16 protein-coding genes are annotated in these 16,234 nt (G+C 50.0%); all 16 read right to left on the reverse strand.

Annotated features, from left to right (window positions below; translation table 11 throughout):
- Positions 1-5: 5 nt before the first annotated feature.
- Positions 6-1,256 (reverse strand): HD-GYP domain-containing protein, encoded by a 1,251-nt coding sequence (locus tag ACO0LG_RS11665; protein ID WP_423026418.1) that lies wholly within the window; start codon positions 1,254-1,256, stop codon positions 6-8.
- A 103-nt stretch (positions 1,257-1,359) separates the two neighbouring features.
- On the reverse strand, positions 1,360-2,184 hold the full coding sequence (locus tag ACO0LG_RS11670) for a uracil-DNA glycosylase (RefSeq protein WP_423026420.1): 825 nt from the start codon (positions 2,182-2,184) through the stop codon (positions 1,360-1,362).
- Complete coding sequence (locus tag ACO0LG_RS11675) at positions 2,181-2,780, reverse strand: type II secretion system protein N (protein WP_423026422.1); 600 nt, start codon at positions 2,778-2,780, stop codon at positions 2,181-2,183. Before ACO0LG_RS11675 ends, ACO0LG_RS11670 begins: the two co-directional genes overlap by 4 nt.
- A 10-nt stretch (positions 2,781-2,790) precedes the next feature.
- Entirely contained in the window at positions 2,791-4,011 is a 1,221-nt protein-coding gene (gspF, locus tag ACO0LG_RS11680; protein WP_423026424.1) for a type II secretion system inner membrane protein GspF, read from the reverse strand.
- A gap of 4 nt (positions 4,012-4,015) precedes the next feature.
- Positions 4,016-5,446: a type II secretion system ATPase GspE gene (gene gspE, locus ACO0LG_RS11685; RefSeq protein WP_423026426.1), complete on the reverse strand. Its 1,431-nt coding sequence runs from the start codon at positions 5,444-5,446 to the stop codon at positions 4,016-4,018.
- Positions 5,447-5,449: 3 nt separating this feature from the next.
- Positions 5,450-7,618: a type II secretion system secretin GspD gene (gene gspD, locus ACO0LG_RS11690; protein WP_423026428.1), complete on the reverse strand. Its 2,169-nt coding sequence runs from the start codon at positions 7,616-7,618 to the stop codon at positions 5,450-5,452.
- Positions 7,615-8,394 (reverse strand): type II secretion system protein N, encoded by a 780-nt coding sequence (gene gspN / locus ACO0LG_RS11695; RefSeq protein ID WP_423026430.1) that lies wholly within the window; start codon positions 8,392-8,394, stop codon positions 7,615-7,617. The genes gspD and gspN overlap by 4 nt, the downstream gene beginning before the upstream one ends.
- A 15-nt stretch (positions 8,395-8,409) precedes the next feature.
- Positions 8,410-8,910: a type II secretion system protein GspM gene (gene gspM, locus ACO0LG_RS11700; RefSeq protein WP_423026432.1), complete on the reverse strand. Its 501-nt coding sequence runs from the start codon at positions 8,908-8,910 to the stop codon at positions 8,410-8,412.
- Complete coding sequence (gene gspL / locus ACO0LG_RS11705; protein WP_423026434.1) at positions 8,910-10,157, reverse strand: type II secretion system protein GspL; 1,248 nt, start codon at positions 10,155-10,157, stop codon at positions 8,910-8,912. Before gspL ends, gspM begins: the two co-directional genes overlap by 1 nt.
- A 6-nt stretch (positions 10,158-10,163) precedes the next feature.
- Positions 10,164-11,168, reverse strand: a complete 1,005-nt coding sequence (gene gspK / locus ACO0LG_RS11710; RefSeq protein WP_423026436.1) for a type II secretion system minor pseudopilin GspK — start codon at positions 11,166-11,168, stop codon at positions 10,164-10,166.
- The gene (locus ACO0LG_RS11715; protein WP_423026438.1) at positions 11,165-11,848 is read right to left on the reverse strand and encodes a PulJ/GspJ family protein; all 684 of its coding nucleotides are present in this window, start codon (positions 11,846-11,848) and stop codon (positions 11,165-11,167) included. The genes gspK and ACO0LG_RS11715 overlap by 4 nt, the downstream gene beginning before the upstream one ends.
- Positions 11,838-12,215, reverse strand: a complete 378-nt coding sequence (gene gspI, locus ACO0LG_RS11720; protein ID WP_423026440.1) for a type II secretion system minor pseudopilin GspI — start codon at positions 12,213-12,215, stop codon at positions 11,838-11,840. The genes ACO0LG_RS11715 and gspI overlap by 11 nt, the downstream gene beginning before the upstream one ends.
- 10 nt (positions 12,216-12,225) lie before the next feature.
- On the reverse strand, positions 12,226-12,690 hold the full coding sequence (gspH, locus tag ACO0LG_RS11725) for a type II secretion system minor pseudopilin GspH (protein ID WP_423026442.1): 465 nt from the start codon (positions 12,688-12,690) through the stop codon (positions 12,226-12,228).
- Positions 12,691-12,699: 9 nt separating this feature from the next.
- Positions 12,700-13,170, reverse strand: coding sequence for a type II secretion system major pseudopilin GspG (gene gspG / locus ACO0LG_RS11730; protein WP_423026444.1), 471 nt, complete (start codon positions 13,168-13,170; stop codon positions 12,700-12,702).
- Positions 13,171-13,389: 219 nt separating this feature from the next.
- On the reverse strand, positions 13,390-15,648 hold the full coding sequence (locus ACO0LG_RS11735) for a molybdopterin cofactor-binding domain-containing protein (RefSeq protein ID WP_423026446.1): 2,259 nt from the start codon (positions 15,646-15,648) through the stop codon (positions 13,390-13,392).
- A gap of 56 nt (positions 15,649-15,704) precedes the next feature.
- Positions 15,705-15,905, reverse strand: a complete 201-nt coding sequence (locus ACO0LG_RS11740; RefSeq protein WP_162058702.1) for a DUF1289 domain-containing protein — start codon at positions 15,903-15,905, stop codon at positions 15,705-15,707.
- Positions 15,906-16,234 lie beyond the last annotated feature (329 nt).

Consider the following 16,234-nt stretch of genomic DNA (forward strand, 5'->3'; position numbering starts at 1 on the left):
TATTTTCAACGATTATTGGCAGCATCACCCAACCAGTAACGATTGATATCTTTAATTCCCCACTTGGCGGCATCTTCACGCGAAGCGATCTTGTCGTTCATTCCTGGACGGGACAAGTCAATCAACTCAGGTGCAATATAAGCCATGGATTTGACAGAGAAGAACACCCTGACCTTGGGCAACAACAAAGACTTGCCGACCTGTTGCTCTACCACGACAGCCAGGCGGCCAGATTCCAGTTTGACCAACGTACCCACGGGAAAAATACCTATGCTTTTAACAAAAGCCTGAAATATTTTTTCATCAAAATGACCGGTGCTCCATTCTGCCATTTTGCGCAATGATTCTGCCGGACACCAGCCTTGCTTGTACGGGCGGTCGGAAGTAATTGCATCATACACATCGCAGACCGCGCCCATGCGCGCGTACACACTGATTTCATCGCCCTTCAAACGCCGCGGGTAACCACTGCCGTCTATTTTTTCATGATGATGCAGGCAAACATCCAGCGAAATCGCACTCACACCCTTGGCTTCTTTCAGCATCTTGTAACCAGCCACTGGATGTTCCTTGACTGATACAAATTCTGCGTCCGTCAGTTTGCCCGGTTTATTCAAGATATCGGCATCTACCATCATCTTGCCTATGTCATGCAGCAAACCTGCAAGACCAGCCTCTCTGGTTGCTTCTTCAGACAAACCCAGTTGCTTTGCCAATGCCACCATCAACGCGCATACGGCAATCGAATGCATGTAGGTGTAATCGTCCTTGGTTTTCAATCTAGCCAAACCGATCAGGGCGCCGGGATTGCGCATGACTGAATCGGCGATTTCTTCCACCATGGTTTGCGCATTGCCGACATCAACTGCCTTGCCCATCCGCGCTTCATTGAACATGCTGAATACAGCTTGCTTGGATTTACTGACGATGGCCGACGCCCGCCCCAACTCATCATCCATGGAAACCGATGTAATTTGACGCGGTGGTGCTATTGGTTCCGGGAGCGGTTCTGGTGTTGACTCAGGTTCAGGCTGAGATTCGACTACTGGTTTTTCAACTGCTTCAGGCAAGACATCCAGACCCTTGCTGATATCTATCCAGGCATGACGTATTCTGGTTGCCTGAATTTTTTTCAATTCTTCTGCTTCTGCCAGTATGAAAGACTTTTGCCAGAACGGAGTATCTATCCAAGAGCTGCATAGCTCCTGAACATACATGCCAATCCTCAGTTGAGCAATTTCGATTTTCTTCAACATAGACAGGAAAAAGTTGTGAGTCGGGCAAACAAATAAAGTATAACCATAAGTCACCCAATTATTCTACAAAGCCTGTCTACAAGCCAGCAGTTAAAGCAGCATATTACAAAATTTTTCCTTCAGGCAATTTGCTGAGCAAATTCATAGGGCGAAAAAAATCTTGCATGGTTTTATTGGCAATAAAACTCAAGTTATATGGATGCTCTGCGCTAATTTGCTCGTAGAGTGCCGCTTCTGACATGGCGCGAAGCTGCTCTGCAATCTTACCCCATAAGATTAACATTGCAGTACGCTTATTCTGTCCACTTTGATGTTGATGTAGCGCAGATAAAACTGTTTGTAAGAATGGCTGCCATGCCTTTGCATCTTTTACAGGAGCAGTATCTTCACGAAACACCAGGCTGGCATTCAATAACAAGAATCCCTGCCCGATCAGGTTTTGCTGCAAATCATCCAGTGTCTGTATAAAGCCGCTGTCTGGTTGACGCGCCTGACTGGCAACAGCGGCCATGGCATCACCCGTGGTTGCCTCTTGTTGTAAATGGCCAGAAGCGACCAGCAGCATCTTCATGAAATTTCTGAGCGACGTAGCGCGATTGACTTTTTTAGACAAGCCACCACCCTCTTCATCTGACCAAAGACTTTTGACCGCGCCATCCATAAAACAATAACCGGTTGCACTATCCGCACGAGGATACGGGCCCTCACCCATCAAGATGTAATGGACATCATCCATAGGCATGGAAAAGGCAGTAAATAATCTGCCCTGATTGGGCAAATAGTCAGACGTAGTCAAACCCAAGAAATAATGTGGATTGGCATCATGCACTCGCTGCAACCCAGTCTCTATCGCAGGTCGCCAGGATGTGTGTGCCTGTTCTACAGCCAAACGCACATCGTCAGGGCAGGCATCTTGCCAAGAACTCATTGCTGCCCGCCCGGCATGGTAGATGGCAGAGAAGCCGTGGGCAAACCTGGTGTCACCATCGGTGGCGGAGGACTGCTTATGGGGCCACCTGGCGCATCATTGTGCTTCGCTGAAGGAAAAGCCACGGGTGCCACTTGTGGAGGCACTGTATTTGCCTGATTCAATGGCGGTATTTGCGCAGGCCCTCGGTTCATGTCTGGCGTTTGTGGCAATTCAACACGACGCATGATGCCTGATTCAGAAACCATCACATACTGCTCATGCACTTCTTTCAGTATCACGCCAGGAGCAACTTCTTTGTCCATGGCCACAGCCAGTGCAGGCTTGCCATTGGCGCTAATGATGGCAAGGCTCTTTTCAGTGCGCTTCGCCAAGACTATGCCCTTCAATTGATAGTTAGTTGCAGCCGCTTGCGCTGCCTGACTATTACCAAAAATACCGCCCCATTGCCCGGTTCCAGGCTCATAACTATTTTGCTGAAATCCTGCAGCAACAGCCCTGGCCTGGGGCTTGAACAAACGCAGAGCCCAAAAGCTCAGGGATGCACAAAGTACGACAAATACAATAAACGTCACAAGGACAGGTAAGCGTTTCATTTTTATCCTTTTAGCGTACCAATTGATTTATTTCTATGATGGGCATCAGTACCGCGAGAACGATGAGTAAGACCACAATACCCATGGTCAAGATCAACACCGGCTCCAGCAAACCTGCCATGGTCATCGCCCTGCGCTCAAGGTCTTGTTCCTGGGTATTCGAAGCACGTTCCAGCATGGCCGGCAACTCACCGGTTACTTCACCTGCACGTATCATGTGTATCAGCATGGGCGGGAAATGCTTGTGTGCTGACAGGGCGCGCGCCAGGCCAACACCCTCCCTGACACTGGCCGTTGCTTCTTCAACCTGGGCACGCATGGCCACATTCGAGAGAGTTTCACGGCTGGTTTGCAAGGCTTGCAAGATCGGTACACCAGACCCTGTGGTAATCGCCAGCGTGCTGGCAAACCTGGCCGTGTTCAAACTGCGTTCAAACTTGCCATACAGTGGCGCATTCAACAGCCAGCGATGCCAGCGCATCTTGAAGTCGGGGTTGCGCAAAGCCAGACGCCACAAAAAAAATGCAGCGGCAGTCAGTAGGCCAACTATCCAGCCATACGCACGTACAAAGTCAGAAATCGCCAGCATCACCAGCGTCAGGAAAGGTAACTTCTGTTTGGTATTGGCAAATACAGAAACGATTTGCGGCACCACATAGGTCAGCAAGAAAATGACAATAGCAAAAGCCACCACGGTCACGATTGCCGGATAAGTAAACGCCAACCGGACTTTTTGCACCAGTGCATTACGTCGCTCTATGTAATCTGCCAGTCGTGACAGTACGCGCGACAAATGACCGATGTGTTCACCAGAAGCCACCAAAGCACAATAGATGTCAGCAAAATCATTGGGGTGCTGCTTCAATGCATCCGACAATGAATTACCGGCCATGACTTCAGATCGTATCGAGCCCACCAGATCACGTACATAACTACGCTCAGACTGTTCGAGCAAGGCAGATAAAGATTGTTCCAGCGGCAAACCTGCTTCCAGTAAACTCGACAATTGCCGGGTGAACAAGGCATTTTCTACCGTCGACAAATGGTCACCGAACAGGCTGGTTTTGCGCTTACCACCGGCATCCATCTGACTGGCAATTGCATCTACACTGACAGGCACCAGGCCCTGGGCACGCAAGTCACTGCGAGCCGATCTGGCACTATCGGCATTCAATACCCCCTTACTGGTATGGCCTGTGGTATCAACAGCCTCATATCGAAATGCTGGCATGTACTTATTCCTTCGTCACGCGCAGCAACTCTTCTGGCGTAGTGATACCAGTTTTCAGCCAGCGCTCACCATCTTCTCGCATCGTTTTCATGCCATCGGCCTGTGCTGCCTTGCGCACTTCAGCTTCTGCCGCTTCATGATGTATCTGAGCGCGGATCGCATCTGTGGTTTGCAATAATTCATAGACACCGACACGACCCTGATAACCAGTATGGCCGCATTGCTCGCAACCGACTGAATGCCAGGCACCTTCTTTTTCGACACGGCAATGAATACACAATTTGCGTACCAATCGCTGAGCAACTACGCCAAGCAAGGAGGAAGACAGCAGGAAAGGTTCTATTCCCATATCCAGCAAACGCGTAACTGCCGCAGCAGAATCATTGGTATGCAGGGTTGCCAGCACCAGGTGACCTGTCAAGGATGCCTGCACGGCAATTTGCGCGGTTTCCAGATCGCGTATCTCACCGATCATGATGACGTCAGGATCTTGCCGCAAAATTGCCCGCAAGGCTTTGGCAAAAGTCATTTCGATTTTTGCGTTGACCTGAGTCTGCCCAACGCCAGCCAACTCGTATTCAATAGGATCTTCTACCGTCAAAATATTCGTGGTACCGGCATTTACCCTGGATAAGGCAGCATACAAAGTGGTGGTTTTGCCTGACCCTGTTGGCCCTGTCACCAGCACGATGCCATGCGGTTGTGCGATCAGCTTGTCGAATTGCGTCAGCACATCGGCACTCATGCCCAGATGACGCAGATCCAGACGTCCTGCTTCTTTATCGAGCAAACGCAATACGGCACGTTCACCGTGACCGGTTGGCAACGTAGAGACCCGCACATCAACGGGCTTGCCACCTATGCGCAAAGTAATACGGCCATCTTGTGGCAATCGTTTCTCAGCGATATCCAGTTGCGCCATGATCTTGATACGCGAAATCAGGGAGGCATGAATTGCCTTCTTGGGGCGCACCACATCACGCAAGGCACCATCGACACGGAAACGGACAACAGAAATTTGCTCAAAGGGCTCGATGTGGATATCTGATGCACCATCACGCAAGGCCTGTGTCAACAGCGCATTGATCATGCGTATCACGGGTGCATCATCTGCAGATTCAAGCAAGTCTTCGATGGCTGGCATGTCCAGCATGAGCTTGGCCAGATCCAGATCAGACTCAACCTCACCAACGACATCGGCAGCATCGCCACCAGAACCGGCATAAGCCCTGGCAATCGCCTCGGACAACTCCGTATGCGGCAGCATCAACAGTTTGACTTTACCAAACTTGCGTCCAACTTCAGATATTGCGGCAGACGGCGTCAACTTGGAAATCTGTATTTCAACGACACCGTTGACAACAGCATTGTCCCGCACGGCCAGCACAGAAAAATCCCTGGCGAAACCATAAGGCAATAAACGATGATCAAGCATGGTTTATTTGCCTTCCTGGCCTGTTGTCGTTGTTTTCTCCGGAGAGATCAGCAAAGGTGTAGTCAATAATTTTCCTTTTTCCGCAGTAGGCCATAAATTCTCTGCTACACCATCCTTGGAAGGGACAATCTGGGTGCGCATATAATCATAGCGATCGACAGAAATATTATTGCTTTGCTCTGCATTGCGTATCACTGTGGGGCGCAGGAATACCATCAAATTTGTCTTGGAACGTTTGCTGGTCTGGTATTTGAACAGATTACCAATAAACGGAATATCGCCCAAGCCCGGTACTTTTTCGCCGCCGTCCGTTGTACTGTCTTCAATCAAGCCACCCAAGGCAATAATCTGGCCATCATCGACCAGCACATTGGTGGTGATTGAGCGTTCCTTGGTAATAATACCTGCGGCATTGGTGGTATCGTCGACACTTGACACTTCCTGATAAATCGCCAGTTTGACTGTGCCACCTTCAGAAATCTGCGGCTTGATCTTCAACTTCAAACCTACCTGTTTGCGGTCTATGGTCTGGAAAGGATTGACACCGGCCGTGCCACTCGATGCAGTCGTAAATTGACCAGTAATCAACGGCACATTTTTACCGACGATAATATTGGCTTCTTCATTATCCAGCGTCACGATATTTGGTATCGACAAGACATTGGCATTGCCATCTGTCTGCAATACGCGCGCCAATGCGCCAAGGCCCAATTGCCCATTGACTTGTTTGAACAAACCCAGAGACAAGCCTGAACCTGGCAACACTGAGCCTAAAGCAGTTGCATTGCCTGCAACAAGATTAAGCAGATTATTGCCTTTAGTAGAGAATGACGTACCGCCACCAACGCGATAATTACTGGTGCTGTCACCCGACAGGCCCATCCATTGCACGCCCAGTTCATTCGACTTGTCAGCACTGATCTCGACAATCAGGGCCTCTACATATACTTGCGCGCGGCGCGCATCAAGCTGCTCAATGACAGTACGCAAATTACGGTAGACAGGCTCACTGGCGGTAATGATCAAAGTATTTGTGGCGGCATCAGCCTGTATATAACCGGCTGCACCGCCGCCGCTGGAACTGCCGCTGGTGCTGTTATTGCTGAATGACGGCATGCTGGTTTGTGTACTGCCCGTCGTGTTTGCAGCAACAGGGCTGTTCGTGCCATTGGCTGCACTGCCAGCATTGGAAATAGTGCTGCTGGAACTGCGTGAAGAAGAAGTATCCCCAGTGACGATGGAACGCAAGGTTTGCGCCAACTTCTCAGCTTCGGCATTCTTTAAATAAACGACATGGACATTGCCAGGTTGTGATGTAGGCTGATCAAGCTTGGCGATCAGGGATTTGATCTGGTTTGCCTTCGCAACTGAAGATGCACGTACCAGAATAGCATTGGAACGCGGGTCAGCCAGCAATACAGGCTTGGTCGGGTCGGCCCCGCTTCCACCAGAATCAATTACTTTGGAAACCATGGCAGCGATATCAGAAGCAATGGCATGCTTGACCAATATCACGTCCATATCCGTCGTCGCAGGCACATCCAGCGCAGCAATAATCTTGTTCAGGCGCTTGATGTTGTCAGCATAGTCAGTAATGACGACCGTATTATTGCTGGGATTACCGTTGATCGTATTATTGGGCGAAATCAACGGGCGCAATATCGTGACGATATTGGCTGATGATTCGTAATTGAGTTTATAAATCTGGGTAACAACCTGGTCACCTTTGGCAGTCTCCGCACGTTCACTATTGGTGTTGTGTGTAGGACCAGGTTGCAACTTTGCATCTGATTCTGGCACTACCTTGGAATAACCATCCGCAGTTACGACTGAAAAGCCTTGCAGACGCAAAGTGGAAGTCAGTAACTTATACGCCTGGTCTTTGGTCAGCGGTGTTTCTGAAACCAGATTGATCTGCCCTTTGACTCGGGGGTCAATAATGAAAGTTACGCCAGTGTAGTGACCTATCGCCTTGATGGCTGACTCTATGTCCGCGCCTACAAGGTTGATATCGACCGTATTTTTTGACGGGTCTTGTGCCATGGCCATGGGTGCCATCAAGAAACCAGCAGTCAATACTGCTGCACCAGTCAATGCAGACAATTGCTGGATAGGTTGGCGTAGCGAATTTCTTGTCATGGCGACCCTGTGCTTTAATGGAAATGTTTTCATTTGAACTCTAACGCAATTACATCTTTTTCACCGTCATTACGACGCTGCCCAAGCAAATTCAATAAATTTGCCAGCCTTGCTTCTTGCCCTGCTTCTGCCCATGCCTTGCCTGAAAACTGGAAACGACCATTCATCATTTTTCCAGCTCCTGCCAGCATCATCGGGCCCTTCATCGTCAACAACTGCATATCTGCTTCTGTACCGCGCAAATCAAAAGCCATCTGGTAACTGCCAAGCGGCTTGATTGGCGACAGGCGAGAAGCCATTTCTGCCAATTCCAGTTGCATATGCCCAGTCATACTCAGTTGCGCATTCTTGCGCGAAAACAGCAATTCATTCCAGGATAAATGCAATAAACCTGTAGGCCCCACCGTATTCAAAGGCGCACCCAGTCCTTCAAGACGTTCTGGAGGCAACAACAATACCGAGGGACTGACTTGCCACTGACTAAAGTTTCCAGCAATCTTGACCGGTGCCGACAAGGCCGCTGAATTTTCCAGATCAGCCTTGATTTGCCCGAATATCAACAGCGGAGAAATATGCCACTGGAAACGTCCTGGGAACAAAGGCGTCACTGGCCCGCTTTTACCTGCTGCTACGCCCAGGAATGCTGAACCCCGCCAAAAACTGCCCTGCACATCGCCCAGACTCAACCTGCCCTGGCTTTGCCTTTCCAGGACAAAACCCAACCAACTGGCTGGCAAAAACACGACTACCGTCAAAATGACACTGATGATTGCAGCCAGTATCCATGTCAAACGCCGGGTAAATAACATTTTTCTATCCCGGCCTCAAGTAGAGCTTCTTTGTTGACGCAAAGTCAAAGTCGCACTGACCTGACCGCTTTCCAGCAAGGAAACGAGTTTTGCTTCTTCCACAGTCAATCTTGAAGCTTTTTGCATTTCTACCAGACATTCCATCAAACTTGCGTAAGAAGCACTGGGAATTTGTAAACGCACCAGATCATCACTGACAGCAATCGTTTGTACCTTGATGCCGCGCCTTCCCAACACCGCCTCCAATTGTTCGCGGCTGACAGGAGCGACAAATTCAGACAAATTTGCAGTCAGGCCAGCCTGTTGTTTGCTCAACTCGGTAATTTCTGCCAGTTGCTGATTCAAGACTGGCAATGCAATGCTGAGCTGCTTGCGTCCGTTCAGGGCGGGAGCAAGGAAAAAACCGTAGATGATGGCTGCCATGATGAACAAGGCACAAATGAGCAGCATCTTGCGCTCACGCTCAACCCGGGCTTGCCAAAAGAAATTGAACTGCTCTCTAATCGCGCTGAACATCAGTCCTTACCCCCAGTAGAAACACGCAAAGCACCATCTGAAGAAGTACTGATTTTCATGGATTGTTCAGCCAGCGCCGAACGCAAGGCATCCATGGGCACTTGCACATTGGGCTTGATCCTGACGAACAGTGACCTGTCCTTATACTCTATCGACGCTACGCCACCTGGCACACCTACCCTGTCCCATACCTGGGAAAATTGTGCTGCCATCACGGCAAAATCATTGACCGCAAATTGTCCGGCCGCACGTTTTGATATGTTGATTTTTTGCTGCATCTGTTTCAACGGATCAGAAATGACGGTTTCTTTTGGATAAGTGTTACGGAATACCTGCAATAAGGCATTTTTCTGGTCTTTCTCTTCACGTTTCAGATTGAACCATTCAATGTTCAGCGCCAGTAAATTGACAACCATCAATGCTATCGCCAGACGTACCGGCCAACGCCATTTACTCCAGTCAAAACTGGCCATATGCTCTGCTGACACGCCTGTCATGAGGTCAGGTGTATATGCATTGATACCCGCCACCCGATTGACCCAGCTTACCGGCATGATTTCTATCTTGTCTTCCAGCCCATCTGTTTTCAATGCCAGTTGACAAGTTTCAATTGCGGTCGCGGGAACATAAGCAGCAACTTTAGGGCTGATGCTTAATTGCGCCAGCATGGACAGTGCATCGCTCATGCCTGCACTTTCCAGACTCAGGCCGAGGCCATGCTGAACACCATCACGCAAGCTCAGTTCAAGTCCCTCATCTTTTTCTTCAATCAAAGCCGAGGCAGTCTGGCTAGTCTCATCATAAGCGAGAGACAATTGAGCGGGATAGGCAGAGAATTTCCTGGCAGGCCAGTCTTTTACCCGCTTGGCCAAACCTTCCAGCCAGACTTTATCTGTGACAGCAACAATGATTTCACCATCAAGTACATTGCCACTGACCATCACCAGATCAGAAGGATCGGTAATTAACTGGTCTTCCAGTAAATTAGGTAATGCCTGTTTCAACTTGGCTGCTGACATCGGTGGCACTTTGGTCTTCAGCAAACTGGTATCGCTGGCTGCCAAAATAAAAGCGACTTGTTTTGCACTAATCGCCAGGGCTTTCAATTCAGCCAGGCTGGAATGCCCTTGCTGTTGCAAACGTCCTTCTGCCGATATCAAGGCGAAGGCCAATGCTTGCGCTGACCAATCAGGCCTGTGTTGTGCCGCCACTCTGGAGGGCAGAGAAATATACAGTGTGCTTGCCATTTTTATTTAATTTTCCCGTACCCAAAGCACCGTTGTTGTCATCGCCGTTGACCCTATGCTATCAGCGCGCTCTATCAATGCACTGACATCCAGCGCCGAGCGGTTCATTTTGACCTTGCCATTGACGATAAAGTACTTGGTCGCCACATCCACGTCCTTATCCGTCAATGTTTTCAATCTGTCTTCAAAACGTGTCTTGAATTCTGCTACCGTACGGAAGTAGGCGCGGTCGCGGCTGGCTATCATGGCGGCGGCATCACCGACACTGAGCCCGTCTATCCTGGCAGCCAGCACTTCAGCAAATGTCGTATTCACATTAATGCTGGTCTTGCCTGGCAATACCGTAACAAAAGTTTTAAGCTTTTCGACCATATCTGGCGTAAATCCATTAATTGCCAGTAAATCATCTACCTGCGTGAAGCGCAAGAATTGTACTTCAGGTAGCGAGGAATCGGATGGGCTTTTTCCAGCGCCAGTTTCGGCAGCAGAAGAGCCTGGTGCGGCAATTGCCCTGGTCTGCGTACTGGCCACCATATCGGCCACGGCTTCTGCCAGTTGTCCATCAAAGTGCAGGTTCACCAGCAGACGGTTGAATGCAGCAACTTCTCGCGCATCTACATTGCCATCCGTTGCCAGATTATTCAGGTTGTACATGGCTTGCGCGTCGATGACCTGACCAGACAGGGTGGCATCACTATCTTCATTGTCAGTCTTGGCATTTTCTACATATTGATCTAGGCGGGTATCTGCCAGCTTGACAGCCCATGGCTCGCCGAGATGATCAACATTAGCAGATTGCTTACTGTCTTCACGTAAAATCAATCTTGCCCAATCTATCGCCCCTCGCAAAATCCATTTCTTTTGCAACTGCATGCGCTGGTTTTCTATCGACCTGACCTGTACTTGCTGTTGCCAGAACAGGCTGGCAACTATCGTGATAGCCAATGTCGTCAACAACAAGGCAGTAATGACAGCCACACCGCGCTGTTGAGAAATATTGAGCGTTTTCATACCGCACCCAGCAAAAATACTTTAGTGATGGGCAGCTCTCTACCGGACAACTGCACGGCGATTTCCAGACCGGTCAATTTACCGCTTCTGGTGGGAATTCCAGGAGCAGCCGGCACAGGATTAGTGCCAGCAGCTTCGCTCCCGCCTGCGCGCCAGCCATTCTCGCCTTCTTTCCAGGTGCGCATTTCAAAACCGGTCACCATCGTCTGTAAGGAAATCGCGGGACTGGTTTCTGTATCGGACAGGGCGTCTTGCCAATCATGTTCCAGCACGGCCAGTTCGCGTGTAGGCAGCATTTCACGCCGGCCAAGTACCCCTCCACGTACGCTATACACCACGACTTGCAAACGTGTAGGCTGGTTTTCTTCAAACACACTACGTACCAGGGCCAACCTCGGGCCAATGGCGCTGAATACTTCGCGCCCTGGTAAATTGCTGGCATCTACCAGGTGGGCGCAGTCGTTCTCCAACTGAGCAAATGCCAGCTGAATACCACGCGTCTGTTCCATCTCGGCGGTAAGAACCACACGGGCACGGACGATGCTGTCGAGTCCACGCCAGCCCAATACGGCAATAATCGCGAGTATGGTGATCGCCACCAATAACTCGATAAGAGTAAAACCAGACTGCGATAATTTAGCTGTACGGTCTTGATCAGGTAGTTGAGACTTAGAGTGCATTCGGCACCACCTGGGTCAGCTTGATGATGCGACGCTCAGGGCTATCTGCTTCATATACAAAAACTTCAACCCTCCTGAAAGAAGGGTTGGGAGTGGCAATAACATGCTCTTCACACATCAGGTGCAAATCGCCCTGCGGACAGGCAAAGGTGCGCTCACCGAAAGCTGGCCACTCATGTGCCAGACGTATTTGCGCGAGACGGTTTTCAGCAGACCAGGTCGCCATCATGGAAGCACGCAAGCTGCTACTGTTTTGCGTCAGGCTGCCAACAGCGCGCAAACTGGCACCCAGGGCAGTACCGACGATGACCAGTGCCACCAGTACTTCCAGCAGGGTAAATCCAAATTGTGAGCGCAACTGAGGCATCTTATGTATCTTATTCCACTGAAAAATGACCAATACCATCGGCCCTTACACTGACATGTTTGTCATTGGACTTAATGGTAAGCACAAAGGGTTTATCGACGGGCTCACGACCAAACAGTATACGTATGACCGAAGTATCTGCCGCTTGCGGTTGCACAGATAATTCTACAGGCGCCGTTTGAAAAAACCGTTCGCGCAGCATGTCATCCTTAATAGGTGACCAGATTCTGTCTTCCCTGACCAAAAAGCGATAACCGTTCTGGTCGACCTCAAAAGCCACTGGCAAATTACGTACAATGGCTTCATCACGAGCAAGTTGCAAAAGCAGGGCAATGCGCTTGGCATCATTCTCCAGGCGCTGTTGCTCGCCTGGCATGGCATTAATACTGATGGCACCCAGAATGAGACCAAAAATGACTAACACCACCAATAGCTCCAGCAAGGTAAATCCCCGCTGCCCATGCTTCATGTTCATGTTTGCTTCTTATAAATCCCAGGAGCCTATATCTGCATCTTCACCACTGCCACCAGGCTGACCGTCGGCACCAAGCGAAAATACATCAACATCCCCCCTGATACCAGGCGAGAGATATTGATATGGTTTGCCCCAGGGGTCATTGCGCAATTTTTCTATATAACCGCCAGTTGCCCAGGCATTTGCCGCCGGGCCAGATGTCGGTTTTTCGATCAGGGCTTGCAAACCCTGTTCCGTAGTCGGGTAACGCTGATTGTGCAACTTGTACATCTTCAGTGCACCCATGATGGTGGAAATATCCTGTTTGGCTGCAGTCACCCTGGCTTCATGGGTAAAGCCCGTCAGTTTAGGCACCATAAAGGCACCGAGAATGGCGATGATGGTGACAACCACCATGATCTCGATCAGGGTAAAACCGCGCTGGGAATTCCTGGCCTTGCCTGCACGTAATGAAACTAAAGGAACTGAAAAATTAAGCATGGCGTAATTCTAAAAAATAAAAACTCTAAAAATAAAAAAATGCGTGGCGTACATACTAGCTGCACGCTGACGCAGTATAAATCCAGAGATTATCCCTGGGGCCACTTTCTGTATCGAATAGTAACAAAAAATGCCTTGAAGACAATATTTAAACACAAAATTGGAAATTAATATGTATGAATTCTGTTGAATCGCACTTCATACTACCACCAGTATGTGTCAACTCAATTTCAGCGGCAGACTGCGCAGACGTTTTCCAGTAAGTATGAATAAGGCATTCGCGACAGCCGGGGCTATCGGCGGCACACCTGGCTCACCTATGCCCTGAGGTAACTCTGCGCTTTTGATGATGACAGTTTCGACCTCGGGCGCCTCATTGATGCGCAAGACCTGAGAGTCGTTGAAGTTACTCTGCATCACCTTGCCATCCTTGATCGTGATCTCGCCGTACAAGGCGGCACTGAGGCCAAACACCACCGCAGACTCCATCTGCTGGGCAATGATATTGGGATTGACAGCGATGCCGCAATCTACAGCACAAGTGACCTTGTGCACCCGGATTTGCCCATCCTGCACTGAGACCTCAGCGATCTGGGCAACGATACTACCAAAGGATTCATGCAGTGCCAGACCATGCGCCCTTCCCTCTGCTGGCTTGCCTGCTTTTTGTACTGCTGCATCCAGCACGGCAAGGTGACGTGGATGCTCTTTCAACAAGCCACGGCGGAATGTCAGGCTATCCTGATTCGCTGCATGGGCAATTTCATCAATAAAGCTTTCTTTGAAAAAAGCATTATGCGAATGGCCGACTGAGCGCCAGAAACCCAGCGCCACCGGACTTGGAGCAATGACATGCCGGATACGCTGATGCGGGATTTCATACGGCATGTCAAACTCGCCTTCTGCCGTGGTTTTATCAGGACCTGCCCCCATCAAACCAAAGGTTCGCACCAATACCTGATGGGTAATTGAACCCGACACGGACTTGTTGTCATAAGCCAGCAATTTGCCCGCACTATCCAGCCCGGCCCTGAAGCGTGCCAGGGCGGCTGGACGATACATATCATGTGTCGTATCTTCTTCCCGGCTCCAGATCAGCTTGACGGGCACGCCCCTGGTTTCCAAGGCGATACGTGCGGCTTGCGCGACCATATCTACTTCCAGTCTGCGGCCAAAACCTCCACCCAGATAAGCCATGTGCAGAATGACATCTTCAGATTTAAGCTTGGCAACTTTGGCAGCTACATCTGCAGCAACGCCAGGCACCTGCGTAGAAACCCAGATTTGCAGCTTGCCATCCTTAAGCTGCGCGGTGCAATTGATAGGCTCCATCGCAGCATGCGCCAGAAACGGCGCACGATATTCTGCCTCTACGGTTTTTGCTACGCCCTTGCCAGCCAAGGTTTCTTCGACTTCCCCTGCCTTGTGATAGGCCAAACCAGACTCACTATCGAGTTTGTTAGCAAAGTCCTTAAAAATACTTTCTGTAGAGAGTTGCGCATGCTCACCGGCATCCCAAGTGATGGGCAATTTATCCAATGCCTGTTTGGCTTGCCAATAAGACTGTGCCAGCACGGCAACACCCGCCATCGCGCCTTCCATGGAAAAATCAACAACCTGCATGACGCCCGGCATGGCTTTGACTGCAGCAGCATCAAAAGACTTGATACGACCGCCTATGGTCGGGCTTTGTTTGATGGCGGCATAGACCATACCTTCCGGTCGGGCATCAATACCAAACTGGGCACTGCCATCGCCTTTGGGTGCAGCATCAGTGCGCAACTGCGGCTGACCTATGATTGTAAAATCTTGCGGACGTTTGAGTGGTATCTCACCAGGCTTACTGTTGACAGCATAGGCGGCCAGCTCACCATAGCTGGCATTTTTACCCGATGCATGGCTGACCATTCCGTTCCCGGTCGTGCATTCTGTCACTGCCACGTTCCATTTTTTTGCTGCAGCAGCAATCAGCATGGCGCGGGCCGTTGCCCCCGCTTCACGCATGGGTTGCCAGGCATCTTTGACGCTGGATGAACCACCTGTCATTTGCAAACCCAGTTCACGGGCAAACTTGAGCGTCACCCATTGGGCAACGCGTTTTACGTTGCCATGGTCGTCAGGATGAAATGGTAAGCCGTCGGCCAATGCCGCCATGCTGCCGTAAATTTTATCTGCGGGCACATACATGGGCTTGACCATGCTCATGGGCACATCCAGCTCTTCTGCCACCAGCATTTGCAAGGCAGTATGTATACCCTGCCCCATTTCGCTCCTGTGCATGGCGACACTGACGGTGCCATCTTGCGCAATCTTGATCCAGCCATTCATGGCAACTTCGCCATTTGATACCGGCAAGGGCGTACTGGCGTTCAGTCGCTGGCGTGGCGGCATGACGCCCCAACCTACCAGTAATGCACCCGTCAAGCCCAAGCCACCCAGGATGAAGCGGCGGCGTCCTGATTTTTTAAGCTGCGACATGCGCTGTCTCCGTTATTTTTGTCGCCTTTATATTATTTCTTATATATTTGGCGCGCTTATGTATTCCGTCTTGGATAACCTTCTGCCAATATCCTGGTCCAGACGATTTCCTTCTGTTCTGCTGTCATGAACACCCACTCTGCCACCTCAGCCACAGTGCGCCCACAGCCACGACAAACATCATCAAATGTTGTTGAGCAAACGGCAACACAAGGTGTATCCGGGCGTTCTTTGCCTTCCATCTTTATTACTGACATATATGTGTACTCTTGTTTTCAGGAAAATCTTGCCTGAGAACCTGTCTATGATCTTACTGCGCAGACGTGATCGGGGCTCATGTGCTGCTCAAAATGCTCATGTACTTAAGTACATTCCGCTTTTTGCGCTACTCTTCACCCCGCTGACGTCCGCTCGCTACAGATCAGAAACAGGTTCTAAGGGTTTATGCTCTTATAATAAAACGAGCGTTCGCATTTTCCCCGGCTAATAGTAAATGTTTTTTTGATTACTGCGTTGGTGGTCTTACTCTATTTTGCCCTCTATTTTTCCAGAAACAGAGGGACTTTGTTGACAGCCTACAGGCTTC

The sequence above is a fragment of the Undibacterium sp. Ji42W genome, assembly GCF_049340405.1.
Classification (GTDB): domain Bacteria; phylum Pseudomonadota; class Gammaproteobacteria; order Burkholderiales; family Burkholderiaceae_D; genus Undibacterium.